Genomic DNA, 16,609 nt, shown 5'->3' on the forward strand with positions numbered 1-16,609 from the left:
GATCAAACCTCCTTTCCATGCGTCAAAATTGCATGAATTTTAATCGCAAAACTTAAACTGACAAAACCAACTAACATACCTACCAATTCTAAATGTAGGAAGATATAACCAACGACAAGTAGAACTAAATAGATGATATAGCGAAATGCATACTGCATAATCGCTAAATTTTTTGCTTTATTTGGATTATCAATTAAACTTTGACTTGAAATAACGATACTGTGAAATCCAGCAATCGCAATGAGTGCTCCATATAGAACACTAAAGATGTCTTGTGTATTTCTTGTAATTAGATAGATGATGGCAGCACTGATAAGGGCAATTCCTATAGCAAGTCGTTCGATTTGACTAAATTGCTTATTTCTCATCACTACCTCCCACATCCTTTACAAGAGTTATAAGACTTCCAACTAAGACATAAAGTAGAAGTCCAAGCATAATCCAAGGTTTCGTGCCAAATGTATCATCTAGCCACAAGCCACCAAAGACTGCAAGTATACTTCCAAGCACAACACGTCCAACAAAACGTGTCGCTTCCATTTGTTTCATTACTTCGTACCGAAAATACGGTCTCCAGCATCACCCAATCCAGGAACAATGTATCCTTGATCGTTTAATTTTTCATCTAATGCTGCTAAATAAATATCTACATCTGGATGTGCTTTTTCAACAGCTTTTACACCTTCAGGTGCACCAACAAGACAAACCAGACGAATATCTTTAGCTCCTTGTTTTTTCACCATGTCGATAGCTGCATTGGCACTACCACCAGTTGCCAACATTGGGTCAACAATCATCACGACTGCATTTTCAATTCCAACTGGATATTTTTCAAAATATACATGTGGTTGTAATGTTGTTTCATCACGGTACAGTCCAACGTGTGCAACTTTTACCGTTGGAATCAAATTACTAATTCCACCAACCATTCCCAGTCCAGCTCTTAAGATTGGTACTAAGATGATATCCTTTTCTAATTCATACGTTTTCATTGCTGTTACTGGCGTTTCAATTTCCACTTCACGCACTGGTAAATTACGTGTAATTTCATAAGCCATTAATCCACCAATCTCATCTAAATTTTCACGAAAATCTTTCGTTTTTGTCTCTTTTTTACGCATTTGCGTTAACTTGTGAGTAATCAGTGGGTGTTCTAAAACTTTTAGCATAAAATCTCCTTTATTTCCTTTATTTGATTTTTTTTCTTCAAGACTAATTATACTACTTGAAACTGACACTTTCAACGAAAATCCCTAATTGTTATGCTTGGATATCGCATTTCTCCATACGGTTAATTAATGGGTCATCTGCTTCTACAGTTTTGTTATCTCCATCCTTGTAAACAACCTTCAATAAGATTGGCGTTACGATAGTAGTAACAATAACCATAATGATCACAGGGGCAAACATTGTTTCACTAATTAAACCTGCTGCTAGACCTTTACTTGCCACAATTAAGGCAACCTCACCACGACAAATCATTCCTACACCAACACGTAAACATGTGCGGTTTGGTAAGTTACATAGTTTCGCACCAAGTGCACAACCGACGATTTTTGTAAGTACAGCAATAATACAAAGGAGAATACTAAAGATGATAATATTCGCTCCCATTTCTGGTAAGATTACTTTCAATCCAATACTTGCAAAGAAACATGGGGCAAAAAATAAATATCCTAGTGTTTCTACACGGTGTGTTACATAACTACAACGATAAGTTTTGGCAATCATCAGTCCTGCCACAAAGGCTCCAGTAATATCCGCTACACCGAATACTTCTTCAGCTACATATGACCAAAACAAACAAAATGCAAAGGCAATTAAGGGGAAACGTCGTAAGTCAAATGATGCTGAACGCATCCACTTATCAAAGTATTTGTGGATAAAGTATCCTAGAACCATACTAATCGCAAAGAATCCTACGATTTTTAATAATACTGTTAGAATATCCACATTCCCTTTTGAGAGTCCAATAATTACAGTTAATGCAATGATCCCTAAAATGTCATCGATTAATGCAGCTCCCAAAATAATATTCCCACTACGTGATGTTAATTTTCCTAACTCTTTTAATGTTTCAACTGTAATACTTACAGATGTCGCAGTTAAGATAACTCCAATAAAGATGTTCTTTAATAGATCTGTTGTTCCAATTGGATAGAAGTGCGCCAAAGCAAATCCTCCAGCTAAAGGAACAATAACCCCTAAACAAGCAACCAGAAAACTAGCCTTTCCACTTTTCTTTAATTCTTTTACATCACTTTCAAGTCCAGCAGAGAACATTAAAATAATAACCCCTACTTCACTTACTTGAATAATAAAATCCGTCTCTTGTAAAAAGTTTAACCCCATTGGACCAAGAATAAGTCCAGAGAGTAAAGCTCCAACAACTTGCGGCATTGCTACTTTTTTTGTAAACAACCCCAAAATCTTAGTAGATATTAATATTGCGGCTAAATCCAACAAATAATGATACGACATAACAAACCTCCCAATGTCCTATATTGTACTCCTAAAAATCGCAAAGAATAATATGTATTTGGATATAATGCATCAATCATTACGTGTAAGCGTTATCACTTGTGAATTATTCACAAATCATGGACTAAGTTAAGCTAATATCCTTATTTTAAAGACACAATTATTTAAATTTATATGCATTTCAATGCGAAATTAGCTACAAATCACTTATACCAATATACGATTTCATATGACTACATCAACTTTTTCAATCACTATATACGAATAATACGATGATTTCGCCATTCTCATAACTATTTTTTATCAATTATTATTTTTCATTAGATTTTCTTATCAATTCATATCATTATGAATATATAGAAAAAAAGACATCAGTTTCCCAATGTCTTCTTCAGAATTTGAATTTGCCCCTCAAGTCTATGTCGATAAGTTTCAACCAAAAACTTCCTATTCCTTTACACCCTTATACACGATTATGTTGTTTGCAAGTGTTATCCCTCTTTTTTTTGATTGAACGATTGGAGAAATAATATTATAGCGCTTGTTATTATGAGTACATTATAAGATATCGCCATGACTTATTCCAAAATCTGATTTTTCTATAAAGAGTGAAACAACTGAACCATTGCCCTTAATTCCGATGTATTCCTCTTCACGGACACATCATACACTAAATTTTTTGGTTTGTAATAAAATCGTGATTATTGGTATTTAATTCGTGAAAAATGGTTATATTTCACAATTTTAATAAGAAATAAGGGGTTGTTTTCCACATTAACTCTCTTTGAAAAGTGCAGATACAATAAACCTTCCTTGGCTTTCTTTGATTTCCATAGACCCTTCATTTCGCTCAATAATTTCGCGTACACTGACTAGTCCATGTCCATGATTTCGTCCTTTTTTTGAAGATTTGAAATCTGGATTATGTTCAAGCACACTTTCTTTTATCGCATTACTTACTGTAATATGAACATATTCATTTTTATTTTCTGCACGCACTTCAACTACACCATCATTGGCATTTTCAATTGCATTATCAATTAAATTCCCAAGTAAAATCGACATATCTACATTGTTGATATGTGCATCTTCACTTACATTAATCACATAACGCATCGATACACCTTTTTCTAATGCAATTGTATGCTTTAAATTTAAAATATAATCGATGATCGTATTGTTTGTGAGTACCAAACTATTTTTATCAACTTTCCCTATGAAATCATCAAGTTCATGATCAAGCAATTCATATTGCCCTTTTTCTAATAAATACTTCATATGAGTCACAAAGTGTTTTAGATCATGATTGATCTTTCGCGTTTCTTGATTGGCGTTAAGTGCCATATCGTATAAATGACTTTCAAATTCAAGTGAACGCATCTTTAGTCCACTTTCAATTTCTTTTTCCTTACTAGCTTGCATATGAAAAAAAAGAATAAATACTGAAATAACAACAACAAACAATCCAATTAGAGCTAGCATCATATCGGTGATCACAAGTACATCTTTAAAAATGACATGTTCGAGTGATAAATACATAATGGTTACTACGATAAGAAATAGGATAAACCATTGCAACATGACATTATCCATATGTGAGCGAATGTGTTTTCTTTGATTGGATATCAAATATGTAGCTATCGCAAACAATATATACGTTAACCAAACAATTAAATCATAATACTGATCCACAACTAAATACAGATTTATGTTTTGATATAAAAAGAATGACAGAATAATTGTCACCAAAGAAGAACACATCGCACTTAGTTGTAAAGCAAAAAACGTAATAAATATTTTCTCGATATTTGGTCCATATGCATAATAGTAAAGCCATGGGATATAAAATACCGAAGTAATTAAGATATTAACTTGTCTTGCTGCTGTACTTTCCAATCCACTGAACATCGAACCAACCGTACAAATTAGTACCCACAATATAAAGTGCGCTGGAGTGAAATTACTTTTCATCTTAAAATAGCGCACAAAAAAAGATACGATCAAAAGACTTTGAACGACATTGTATAAAAAATCTACTTCAATTGTTCGCATTATTCACTCTCCATCAAAAAACGATGATACGCATTTCGCACATCACTAAAACGACGGCGACTGATGGCTAAATGTTCTCCATTACTCATCACCATTTCGCTGTCTACAAGCTTATTTACACCTTTTAAATTGACACACGTACCCGCATTGATTAACACAAAACCTACAAGATCTAAATTTACTTCTTGCAGTAGTTGTTTCATACTTTTACGTTCGGTATACGTCTTTCCATTTGTTAGTGTCACCAACAATTGATTGATCATTTTCTCAAAATATAAAATATTTCCAAAATTCACAATTTGTTTTTCTCCATCTACACTATTAATTTCATATTTTTTTGCATATTTCTTCAATTTATTTTCTGCTAGATGAAGGGCATCAATCATATCAGCTTCAAAAGTGAACTTTCTTACAAAATAAAACGCATTAAACTTAAACGAGTCATAAACAAATTCACTATGAGCACTTACAAATATAAAGATTGCATCTGGATATTTCTTTTGAATCATCTTCGCTAACTCAAAACCTGTTCGCTTAGGCATATCGATATCTAAGAAATACAAATCAAATTCTTCGACAAGAATATTTACATCTGTCGAATCATGAAATGTTATGGTTTTAAACTCTAAAAACGTTTCATGTTGATTGATATATTCTTGTAGTCGATCGATTTGTTCTTGTTCGTCATCAACGATACATATTTTCATTTCCACGTTATCACCAACCCTTATTTATATTCCATCTTTATTATATAACATTAATTCTTTGTCTTGCCAAGGCTTTTATGAATTATTTTACTATTGTTCTGTGTTTTATAAATAAAAAGACAAACCGAAGTCTGTCTTATGTAATTATTTAAGTTTTGTCATTGTGTAATCGTTGTATCTACCTTCATAGTAATCTACAGTTTCTTCAAGTGCTTCTTCATCATTTTCAACATCAGTAATTTCACTACTATATGTTAATTCAAATTTACTCTTCTTCACTTTTTCAATTGTCTTTGGTGTTACTTCTGGTAGTGCAATATGATAGTATTTTGTCATTTTCTTTTCTTTATCATCATAGCGTTCTGTACCTGAAGCCGTAACTTTTACAACGTATACGATTACGTCATCTCCAGAATAATCACTGTCTCCATAGTATCTTCCAATAACTTGTTTATCTGATAAAGCAATTGTTGAATCACGTTTGAAGTCATATTCCAATTCATCTCTTACTTCTTCGTCGAAGTTTGATCCTTCTTCAAAATATTCTGTCCAAGCGGTTTCTACTTTTTTCTTTTCGTCTTTGCTTAAATCATCATAGCTTTCAAATTCAATCTCTAAACCTTCAACTGTAACCGTAATTTTATCGTTAGTTGGATTAATTTTGTATTCCTCTGCAGCTGAACTACTGTATTTTGCCTTTAAAGTAATTTCATCTCCATTTTTCAAACCACTTGTTTTACTCAATGTGAAGTATACAGTGTCGATGAATTCTTCAACATCATCATCATTTCCATCATATTCTATTTCATCATTAGAGATATACGCATATCCATCACCAGATACACCTTCAAATGTCACTTCTACTGCTTTCGTTAAGTCAATTTCAGTTTTGCGGTTTCCAAGTACATTAAGTGCTACAACAATTACTAAACATGCTACCAACACTCCTGCAATGATTCCCTTACCTTTTTTCGTTGAAACAAATCCTTTTATCTTTTCTACTGTTTCATTTGGTTTTTTATCTAAATCAGGCGTTGTGCTTGTAGTCGATGCACTCGCCCCTGCTGTTGTATTTGCTTCTGTAGATGTAGCCGTTGGTTGTACCGTTTCTTCTACCATACCTTTTGTTTTATTAAACATGTATCCATTATACCCTGCTAATATTACAAGTACCCAAAGTGTTAAATCAAGTAACTGTGCAAACGTCTCTACATTAGCTGCACTACTTGCTAGTCCTGCCAAATCCCAAATCGATGAAGCATTAGCAACTTTAATAAAGAATACAAGCGTTTGAATATTTAATAATAAAATTAAAATTGTCCAGCAACAAACCCCAAAAGTAATTGCCACTGAAATGTCTTTATCTTGATTCTTAAAGTAAATGCGGTATGCATAGTAAATCGCTATTACTGATGTCAATGCAATAAATACATAGAATACAATAAACACAAATGTGAACAAGCCTAGTGAACCACCACTAGCAATTGATGAGGTAATGCTTTTTACAACAAAGTAAAAAATTAAAGCTGCGACTCCCATAGCCATGGAAATCAATCGAAGATTCTTCTTCGAAAAATACGTTTCTAATAAGTTTTTCATAAGTCTCCCTTTTTTCTTATTGCTTCAAACACACTTATGAAATTATAATATATTTTTAAAAATATGTTAAGCATTTTATGAATCTATACTTATCAGTACTAAAATCATCCATATTTGCACATAAAAACCGTCATGATAATACGACGGTTTTTGTAAGTATATGATTCAATGTTTACTCTGCTAAGTCTTTTTCTGTGTAGTATTCTGTATCGATAAGTTCTTTCTTGTAGTTTTCTTTATCTACTGATACTGGGTTTGCTAAATATGTTGGTACAACTTTTACTCCGTTGTCATATGTTTCTGTATCATTTACTTCTACTTCTTTTCCTGCAGTTATCGCTTCAATCATTTTGATTGTGTTTTTTGCTAGTGTTCTTGTATCTTTGAAGATTGTTTGTGTTTGTTCTCCTGCGATAATTGATTTCACTCCTGCGATTGTTGCATCTTGTCCTGTGATTACTGGTAATGGTTTATCTGCATCTCCATATCCCACTCCTTTTAATGATGAGATGATTCCCAAACTAATTGGGTCATATGGTGATAAGACTGCATCTAATGTTTTATCTGTATAGTTTGCACTTAATAGGTTATCCATTCTTGCTTGTGCAGTAGATCCATCCCAACGTAATGTTGCGATTTGGTTAAAGTTTGTTTGTCCTGAAGGCACAACCAGTTGTTCATTATCGATATATGTTTCTAGTACACTCATTACTCCATTGAAGTTAATTAATGCGTTGTTGTCATCTGGACTTCCACCGAATAATTCAATATTGAATGGTCCTGCTCCATCTTTTAAGCCTAATTTTTCTTCAATGTATGTTGCTTGTAAAACTCCTACACCAAAGTTATCAAATGTTGAATAGTAATCTACATATTCCGAATTCATTAATAAGCGGTCATATGCGATAACTACGATATCTTCATCATGTGCTTTTTGAAGAACATCAGTTAAGGCACTACCATCAATTGATGCGATAACTAAGATATCTACACCTTTTGTGATCATGTTTTCAATTTGTGCTACTTGGTTTTCTACTTTATCTTCACCATATTGTAAGTCTGTTTTATAGCCAAGTGCTTCTAGTTCAGTGACCATGTTATTTCCATCAGCAATCCAACGTTCTGCTGACTTCGTAGGCATTGAGATACCTACAAATCCTTTATCTGATGATCCACCAGAATCTGAATCTGAACCACAACCTGTCATCACAAGTGTTGATCCCATAAGCATTACTACCGTTAATACTTTTAAAATAAGCTTTTTCATAGTTCCTCCTCTAAGTTAATTACTGTTGCTTATTAGTTCGATTGCCTCATCAAGTATTGCATTCCCATTTATCGTCTCATAGTCTTCCTTTTTAATCAATGTATAAGGGATTGCTTTTACTTGTAAGTAATCTTTTAACCTATTAATTTCATACTCTGATTGTGGCCCAATCAGCAAGGCATCTAATTTCTGTGTTTGAATAATTTGTTCGGCTAATAGTGCTGGAGCCGAATAGATATGTGCATGCAAGCCTCTTTGGTCTGCAATATGTTGCATTTGTTTGACAATAATTCCTGTCGATACTCCTGCACTACAGATAAGTAAGATCGTATATTCTTTTTGGTTATTCATATATACACACACTACTTTCTTTTCTTTTTATTATAGATATCTAAGACAACTGCAAGGAGTAAAATTAACCCTTTGATTGCTTGTTGCCAGTCAACACCTACACCCATGATTGACATACCGTTGTTTAGTACCCCCATCACAAGACCACCGATGATCGCTCCCATGATAGTACCAATACCACCTGAAGTACTTGCTCCACCAAAGTATACTGCTGCCATTGCATCTAGTTCCATTGATGTTCCTGCTTGTGGTGTTGCCGCATTTAAACGTGCTGCCATAATCAGTCCAGCTAAAGCCGCCATCACACCCATATTCACAAATACCCAGAATGTAATTTTCTTTGTTTTAATTCCTGATAATTCTGCAGCTTTTTTATTTCCACCTGTTGCATAAATTTGACGTCCTGCAACGGTTTTGTTTGTTAGAAAACCATACCCTGCAACCATAACTGCTAAGATGATTAAAATAATTGGATATCCTTTGTATGTCGCAAAGATATATGTTCCTCCAACAAATACAATAACCATAAATAATGATTTCACTAAGAATGCAGTTTGTGATTCAACAATAAACCCATTCTTTTTTCTTTTTTCACGTGTTCGGAATTGTGTAAATACAAGTGCTAATGATAATACAATTCCAATAATCATCGATACATAGTGCATGTGATCTCCACCAGCGACATCTGGCAGATATCCATTGGCAAAGAAGTTAAAACTTGTTGGGAATGGTGCTAATGATTGTCCACCAAGAACTACTTGTGTAAGTCCTCTAAACATCAACAATCCTGATAACGTCACAATGAATGCTGGAATTTCAACATATGCGACCCAGAATCCTTGCCATGCACCAATGATTGCTCCAACTAATAAACATACGGGAATGGCAATGATTGGATCCACTTTGTAGTTGATCATTAAGAATCCTGCAATCGCCCCAACAAAGGCCATAACCGAACCAACGGATAAATCGACATGTCCAAGTAATACAACAAGTAACATCCCTGCTGATAATACAAAGATATGACTGTTTTGTAGTACTAGGTTTGTAATATTTAGTGGTCTCATCAGAATTCCATCAGTTGTGATTTGGAACCCAATCAATAAGACAACTAGAATGATAATCATACTATATTTGCTAAATAAATTTAATGCTTTTTCTTTTAACGTAGTTAGTTTTTCCATCTTAAGCTTCTCCCTCTTTCGTCATCAAGTTCATCAAGACTTCTTGATTTGCATCACTTCTTGAGACTTCACCAGTAAATTGTCCTTCACTCATCGTATAGATGCGATCACACATTCCCAAAATCTCAGGAAGTTCCGAAGAGATTATGCAAACACATTTTCCTTGTTTCGCAATTTCTTCAATAATTGTGTAAATTTCATATTTCGCCCCAACATCAATTCCTCGCGTTGGTTCATCTAAGAAAAGTACATCTGGATTACTCATCAACCATTTTGCAAGTACAACCTTTTGTTGGTTCCCACCACTAAGACTTGCAACATTTTGTTGAACAGAACTTGTCTTAATACGCATCACATCTTTATAATGATCTGCTTCTTTTAATTCTTCATCTTTATCAAGTACACCACGATGACTAATCTTCTTTAAATTTGCCATCGAGATGTTTTCACGAATATCCATCAGTAAATTTAAACCCAATGTTTTCCGGTCTTCAGAAACATAGGCAAGTCCATGTTGAATCGCCGAAGGTACATCTTTAATTTTGATTTCTTTACCATCCTTAAAGATATGTCCGCTGATTTTTTGCCCATAGGAACGTCCAAATAAGCTCATCGCAAATTCCGTTCTACCTGCACCCATCAAACCAGCAATCCCAACGATTTCTCCTTTTCGAATATTCATGTTGATATTACGATTCACAATACGATCTTCATCAACTGGATGATGAACATTCCAATCTTTCACCTCAAATGCAATCTCACCAATATTTGGTTCACGCTTTGGATATCGATTGGTTAATTCACGTCCAACCATTCCACGAATGATTCGATCTTCACTAATATCATCTTTTGTTAGTGTCTCAATTGTTTTTCCATCACGAATAATTGTGATGCGATCTGCAATACTTACAATCTCATTTAATTTGTGAGAAATGATAATGGAAGTAATTCCTTGATTTTTAAACTCACGAATCAACTCAAGTAAGTTTTCACTTTCCTCTTCATTCAAAGCGGCAGTAGGCTCATCAAGGATTAATAGTTTCACTTGCTTTGAGAAGGCTTTAGCGATTTCTACCAATTGTTGGTGGCCTACCCCGATTTGTGTAATCAATGTGTTTGGATCTAAATTTAAGCGTACTGCTTTCAATAAATTATCCGTTTTCTTTTCGGTCATATCCCAATCAATCACACCACGTGATGCTTGTTCATTTCCTAAAAAGATATTTTCCTTTATCGATAAGTATGGAATCAATGCAAGTTCTTGGTGAATAATAACGATTCCTTCTTTTTCTGAATCACGAATATTCTTGAATTCACATTCCTTTCCATTGTAAGTGATGCTTCCTTTATAGGTTCCCGCAGGGTGTACCCCACTTAGAACCTTCATTAATGTACTCTTACCTGCACCGTTTTCCCCACATAGTGCATGAATTTCACCGCGTTCTACTTTAATATTTACATTATCTAAAGCACGGACACCGGTAAATTCTTTGGTAATGTCATTCATTTCTAAGATATAATCTGCCATTGTTCTCCTCCTACAATTATGTTTTAAAGATCGTTATCGATTACTCTGCTAAGTCTTTTTCTGTGTAGTATTCTGTATCGATAAGCTCTTTCTTGTAGTTTTCTTTATCTACTGATACTGGGTTTGCTAAATATGTTGGTACAACTTTTACTCCGTTGTCATATGTTTCTGTATCATTTACTTCTACTTCTTTTCCTGCTGTTATCGCTTCAATCATTTTGATTGTGTTTTTTGCTAGTGTTCTCGTATCTTTGAAGATTGTTTGTGTTTGTTCTCCGGCGATAATTGATTTCACTCCTGCGATTGTTGCATCTTGTCCTGTGATTACTGGTAATGGTTTATCTGCATCTCCATATCCTACTCCTTTTAATGATGAGATGATTCCCAAACTAATTGGGTCATATGGTGATAAGACTGCATCTAATGTTTTATCTGTATAGTTTGCACTTAATAGGTTATCCATTCTTGCTTGTGCAGTTGATCCATCCCAACGTAATGTAGCGATTTGGTTGAAGTTTGTTTGTCCTGAAGGTACAACTAATTGTCCATTATCGATGTATGTTTCTAGTACACTCATTACTCCATTGAAGTTAATTAATGCGTTGTTGTCATCTGGACTTCCACCAAATAATTCAATATTGAATGGCCCAGCTCCATCTTTTAAGCCTAATTTTTCTTCAATGTATGTTGCTTGTAAAACTCCTACACCAAAGTTATCAAATGTTGAATAGTAATCTACATATTCCGAATTCATCAATAAGCGGTCATAAGCGATAACTACGATATCTTCATCATGTGCTTTTTGAAGAACATCAGTTAAGGCACTACCATCAATTGATGCGATGACTAAGATATCTACACCTTTTGTAATCATGTTTTCAATTTGTGCTACTTGGTTTTCTACTTTATCTTCACCATATTGCAAGTCTGTTTTATACCCAAGTGCTTCTAGTTCAGTGACCATGTTATTTCCATCAGCAATCCAACGTTCTGCTGACTTTGTAGGCATTGAGATACCTACAAATCCTTTATCTGATGATCCACCAGAATCTGAATCTGAACCACAACCTGTCATCACAAGTGTAGATCCCATAAGCATTACTACCGTTAATACTTTCAAAATAAGCTTTTTCATAATTCCTCCTCTTTTATTTGTGCTCTGTATCTACTTCTATCTTATGGAAATATGAAAGCGATTACATTAAGTTCCATTTGAATCATCTTGAAATAATTCTTCAATTCTTTGAATTTTTCTATTCTATCTTGAATATTTTTTGTGATTTCTTGGTTTTTTTCTTTTTAAAAGCACCAACAAAGAATTAAGGTATAATAAAAATATAGAAAGTGTATAAGGGAGTTTGTCATGATGAAAAAACTACAAGTCATACTTATCGGATTGTGTTTGCTCTTTGCAAATGTGAGTTGTACTCCGCAAGAAAGTGAGCCTGAAAAAGACATAATTATCGGTTTTTCTCAATCCGGTATTGAGAGTTCATGGCGTAAACGTCATACCGAATCCATTCTTTCAGCATTGAAGTCGGATGGCTATCAAGTCATGTATCGAAACGGGATGATGCAACAAAGCCAACAAATCCAAGATATTCGTGCATTTATTGCATATAAAGTTGATATGATTGTGTTTACACCCATCTCACATACGGGATGGGATGCTGTGCTAAAAGAAGCAAAACAAGCCAATATTCCAGTAATTCTGGTCGACCGTGATATTACCATTGATGATACTTCATTATTTACATCACATATTGGTCCTAACTTCAAAGCAGAAGGAAATCGTGCTGGAATATATGCAAGCAGCTGTTTTACTAGTGATGAAAAAAGTGAAGTGAATATTTTAGAAGTTAGTGGAAATGCAGATTCTTATGGTTCGATACTTCGCCATTCTGGTTTTGATGAAACCATACGCAATCGTTCCAATATTACACTTACAATTAAAGAGACTTTATATGGAAACTACACGCGTACGATGGGTGAAGAACTGATGCGTAACTATATTAAGGAAAAGAATATTAAAGAGATTGATATTATTTATTCACATAACGATGAAATGACTTTGGGTATTTTAGATGCATTGGATGCTGTTGATATCAAACCAGGTAAAGATATTAAAATTATCACAATTGATGGACAAAACGATGTCATTAAGGAACTAAAAAAAGGACGCGTAAACTGTGTTGTGGAGTGTAACCCAGATGCCGGTCCTTATTTAATAAGTGCAATTGAACGTTATTTTAAATACCAAGAAGACGGTTCCAACAAAGAGATTCCACGAGAGATCTATATGACAGAAACCGTATTTTCAGATAAAGGGGATCTTGATGCGATTCCCCCAAGGAATTATTAATCATGTTTCATTCAAGACAAACAAGTATCAAAGAGATGCTCAAACGCTCCAATGTCATCATCTCTTTATTGATTATTATTCCATTGGTATTTAATACCGTTATTTATACAAGACAAATTCTAACTTACCAACAATTAGTGGACAACGTAAGTAAAGCGGATGATACAAGTTCCATCGTAAAAAACGAAGTGATTGCCAATGTTTGGGATTTAGTTACCGGACAAACTAGTGTATCCAATATGAGTTCATCTAATACCCTAAATGATGTTCGTGAACAGTTGCTCGATATTCGCAAGCATGCATCAACCACACAAGAAACTACACTAATCGATGTATCGCTTCGCACAATTGAAACGATTGAAGGATATTTAGAAGATATTATCTATAACCTACAAAACGAAGTTCCCGTTAAAGAAAACGAAGATATTATGAAACAAATTGTTTCAGTGAATGATTTACTCTATTCGGTCTTACAAGATTATGTTCGACTGGAAATCAACATGGCTGCACAAATGAGTAATACATTAACGCAAACCCTTATTGTCTTAACGATATTCCAAATTCTTATTTTTATTGGTTCAATCATTTTTATTCGTCGCAATCAACGAAATATGACAAATAAAATCGAACAACCGATTAATGACCTTGTCCTGTTATCAAAAGAACTTGCACGAGGCAACCTTACATATCAAAGTCCGCCTGCCAATATGGAAGAATTAGAAGAGCTTACTTCATCACTGAATATTATGGCAAATGACTTACAAGTTTTATTAAAAGATAATGCAGATAAACAGTATCATTTAGCACAAAGTGAATTGCGAGTCTTACAAGCACAAATTACACCTCACTTTATCTACAATACGCTAGATGCAATTATCTCACTAGCAAACCAGGAAAGTTTAGAAGATGTAAAACGGATGACCTTTGCATTGTCGGATTTCTTGCGCATCTCATTGAGCAAAGGAGAAGATTGGATTCCAATCGAAAAAGAGAAACGTCACATTGAAGATTATCTAACCATTTTGAAAACACGTTATGGAGCTGCTCTGGAATATACGATTGATATTCCACAGGAAATCATGCATATGACTGTACTAAAAATGATCTTACAACCAATCGTTGAAAATGCTATCTACCATGGTACGAAAGGTTCACGTCGTAAAGGAATTATTGAAATTATTGGTTATGAAACTGAAGAGTCTATTGTCTTTGAAGTAAAAGATAATGGAGTAGGAATGTCTGAAGAAAAACTACACGAGGTTCGCAACAATTTGGATATGCCATTGGATTATGAATTTGAAAGTGGCTATGGTTTGTATAATGTTAATCGTCGCTTGAAATTAAACTATGGACTAAAAGCACGCATTGATATTACCAGTGCACATCGCAAAGGGACCACTATGAAAATCGTATTACCAAAAACAAAGAACCCATTAATAAAGGAAGGTGTTATGTATGTATAAAGTATTCATCGTAGAAGATGAACATTTGATTCGCGATTCCATTCGCAATGAAATCATCGAAAATAGTGAAGCACTTGATTTAAAGTTTTGTGGTGAAGCAGGAGATGGTGAACTTGGCTTATCGATGATGATGGATTTAAAACCAGATATCCTTATCACCGATATTCGTATGCCATTTATGGATGGTTTACAGCTAGCAAAAGAAGCAAAAGAAATTTTCCCTTGGATTCGAATTATTATCATTAGTGGATTTGATGAATTTGATTATGCCAAACAAGCACTTCAACTGGGTGTCGATGATTACTTACTCAAACCAATTAAATCAGCTGAATTATATACTGCACTACGTAAATCCATTGATGCCTTCAACGAACAGAATCAAAATGAAAATCATTACCCGGGAAATACAGATGCAATTATGTCTGTGATGAGCCGCAATAATTTTCTTGAAGCACTATTTCAAGGACAGCTCAAAGTTGATAAAGCTATTGAACGCGCAAAAGAATTGGGTGTAGATTTAGTTGGTAAGAAATATACAGTGCTTTTGGTTTCCGCAAAACCAGAAAAAGAAATATCGGATTACCATCGTTATTATGATAGGCTTGCAAGTGTACTTACTGATGATGTCAGTTGCATCTTTAGTACGATGTCCACAAAATACATCAAGCTCTTACTATTTGATGCAAATCGCGAAGCCCTCTTAGAAAAAAGTTATCAACTTGCGCACTTCATACTTCATGAGCTCGATCGTGATGGTCAATTTGAACTCGGTGTTGCAATTGGTCCAATTGTGAATCGAATTAGTGAAATCAAACAATGTTTTGATTCAACAAATTTAATGATGAAAAGCTATGGGGTATTACGTCCAGATAACATTTTAAGTTGTGAAGATGATCTTCGCGATGGTGAATTATCACCAACCAATCCTTTCAATAAAGATTTTATCGTCAAACTGAATGAAAGTAGTAAAGAAGATATTCCACAACTCCTCGAATTACTAAGTTATTTCCCTGAAGATGCACATCCTTCAGAAGCACGTAATCGCGTATATCGTTACTTCGTATTGCTTGAATTACTAACGATTGTTCGCAAGAAAGAACTTCAGGTTGAAGGATTTGATTTTCAATTTCTAAATGAACCAGAAAGTATCTCTGCAATTTCAAATAATGTTACACAATACCAAGCCTTGCTAAACAATTTATTGGAAATTATCTTAAACACGAAAATTGATCCTTCGATGGCTCGCTATCGAAGTGTCATCACACAAGCTCTAAAAGTAATTGATGAAAATTACAGTAGTCCCGATATTTCATTAAATTATGTCGCTGAAGAAATTGCACTAAGTCCATCACACTTTAGTACGATATTCTCACAAGCGATGAATATGACATTTATTGAGTATATTACAAACAAGCGTATTACACTCGCAAAAAAGTTATTACGTGAAACAAACGAGAAACTTGGAAATATCGCATTTGAAATTGGGTATAGTGATCCAAACTACTTCAGTTTCTTATTTAAACGAAAAGAGAACATGTCACCAACAGAATATCGAAAACAGTGCGCTAACAACTAAAAAAGGGCAGAATTACACGAATTTGTGTATTCTGTCCTT

General features: G+C 34.2%; 15 protein-coding genes. 3 read left to right on the forward strand and 12 right to left on the reverse strand.

Translation table 11 applies throughout. From position 1 onward, the window contains the following. Window positions 1-2: 2 nt before the first annotated feature. The 12 genes from M2098_RS03375 to chvE (M2098_RS03430) form a co-directional block, all read right to left on the reverse strand. Window positions 3-368, reverse strand: coding sequence for an ATP synthase subunit I (locus tag M2098_RS03375; protein WP_280681712.1), 366 nt, complete (start codon window positions 366-368; stop codon window positions 3-5). Then, window positions 358-549 (reverse strand): AtpZ/AtpI family protein, encoded by a 192-nt coding sequence (locus tag M2098_RS03380; RefSeq protein ID WP_280681714.1) that lies wholly within the window; start codon window positions 547-549, stop codon window positions 358-360. The genes M2098_RS03375 and M2098_RS03380 overlap by 11 nt, the downstream gene beginning before the upstream one ends. Then, entirely contained in the window at window positions 549-1,169 is a 621-nt protein-coding gene (gene upp, locus M2098_RS03385; protein WP_280681715.1) for a uracil phosphoribosyltransferase, read from the reverse strand. Before upp ends, M2098_RS03380 begins: the two co-directional genes overlap by 1 nt. Before the next feature lie 91 nt (window positions 1,170-1,260). Then, entirely contained in the window at window positions 1,261-2,481 is a 1,221-nt protein-coding gene (locus M2098_RS03390) for a cation:proton antiporter (RefSeq protein WP_280681717.1), read from the reverse strand. A 774-nt stretch (window positions 2,482-3,255) separates the two neighbouring features. After that, the gene (locus M2098_RS03395) at window positions 3,256-4,533 is read right to left on the reverse strand and encodes a GHKL domain-containing protein (RefSeq protein ID WP_280681719.1); all 1,278 of its coding nucleotides are present in this window, start codon (window positions 4,531-4,533) and stop codon (window positions 3,256-3,258) included. Further along, window positions 4,533-5,240: a LytTR family DNA-binding domain-containing protein gene (locus M2098_RS03400; RefSeq protein WP_280681721.1), complete on the reverse strand. Its 708-nt coding sequence runs from the start codon at window positions 5,238-5,240 to the stop codon at window positions 4,533-4,535. The genes M2098_RS03395 and M2098_RS03400 overlap by 1 nt, the downstream gene beginning before the upstream one ends. Window positions 5,241-5,384: 144 nt before the next feature. Beyond that, on the reverse strand, window positions 5,385-6,839 hold the full coding sequence (locus M2098_RS03405; protein WP_280681723.1) for a hypothetical protein: 1,455 nt from the start codon (window positions 6,837-6,839) through the stop codon (window positions 5,385-5,387). Window positions 6,840-7,011: 172 nt separating this feature from the next. Then, window positions 7,012-8,106, reverse strand: coding sequence for a multiple monosaccharide ABC transporter substrate-binding protein (gene chvE / locus M2098_RS03410; RefSeq protein WP_280681725.1), 1,095 nt, complete (start codon window positions 8,104-8,106; stop codon window positions 7,012-7,014). A 15-nt stretch (window positions 8,107-8,121) separates the two neighbouring features. Beyond that, window positions 8,122-8,457, reverse strand: a complete 336-nt coding sequence (locus M2098_RS03415) for a hypothetical protein (RefSeq protein ID WP_280681726.1) — start codon at window positions 8,455-8,457, stop codon at window positions 8,122-8,124. Window positions 8,458-8,468: 11 nt separating this feature from the next. Beyond that, on the reverse strand, window positions 8,469-9,641 hold the full coding sequence (gene mmsB / locus M2098_RS03420) for a multiple monosaccharide ABC transporter permease (RefSeq protein WP_280681728.1): 1,173 nt from the start codon (window positions 9,639-9,641) through the stop codon (window positions 8,469-8,471). A 1-nt stretch (window position 9,642) separates the two neighbouring features. Beyond that, complete coding sequence (mmsA, locus tag M2098_RS03425) at window positions 9,643-11,169, reverse strand: multiple monosaccharide ABC transporter ATP-binding protein (protein ID WP_280681730.1); 1,527 nt, start codon at window positions 11,167-11,169, stop codon at window positions 9,643-9,645. 40 nt (window positions 11,170-11,209) lie between these two features. Beyond that, complete coding sequence (chvE, locus tag M2098_RS03430; RefSeq protein ID WP_134169061.1) at window positions 11,210-12,304, reverse strand: multiple monosaccharide ABC transporter substrate-binding protein; 1,095 nt, start codon at window positions 12,302-12,304, stop codon at window positions 11,210-11,212. Window positions 12,305-12,535: 231 nt separating this feature from the next. Between chvE (M2098_RS03430) and M2098_RS03435 the strand changes: the two genes are divergently transcribed. Genes M2098_RS03435 through M2098_RS03445 form a run of 3 tightly spaced genes read left to right on the forward strand, consistent with a single transcriptional unit; the run spans window position 12,536 to window position 16,570 of the window. Beyond that, a complete protein-coding gene (locus M2098_RS03435) occupies window positions 12,536-13,531 on the forward strand; it encodes an ABC transporter substrate-binding protein (protein ID WP_280681734.1) in 996 nt (331 codons plus the stop codon). Between the two features lie 2 nt (window positions 13,532-13,533). Then, window positions 13,534-14,994 carry a sensor histidine kinase gene (locus tag M2098_RS03440; RefSeq protein WP_280681736.1) on the forward strand — a complete coding sequence of 487 codons (1,461 nt, stop codon included), beginning with the start codon at window positions 13,534-13,536 and terminating at the stop codon, window positions 14,992-14,994. Further along, entirely contained in the window at window positions 14,987-16,570 is a 1,584-nt protein-coding gene (locus tag M2098_RS03445) for a response regulator (protein ID WP_280681738.1), read from the forward strand. Before M2098_RS03440 ends, M2098_RS03445 begins: the two co-directional genes overlap by 8 nt. Window positions 16,571-16,609 lie beyond the last annotated feature (39 nt).

Source organism: Breznakia sp. PFB1-19, from assembly GCF_029893935.1.
Lineage (GTDB): Bacteria > Bacillota_I > Bacilli_A > Erysipelotrichales > Erysipelotrichaceae > Breznakia > Breznakia blatticola.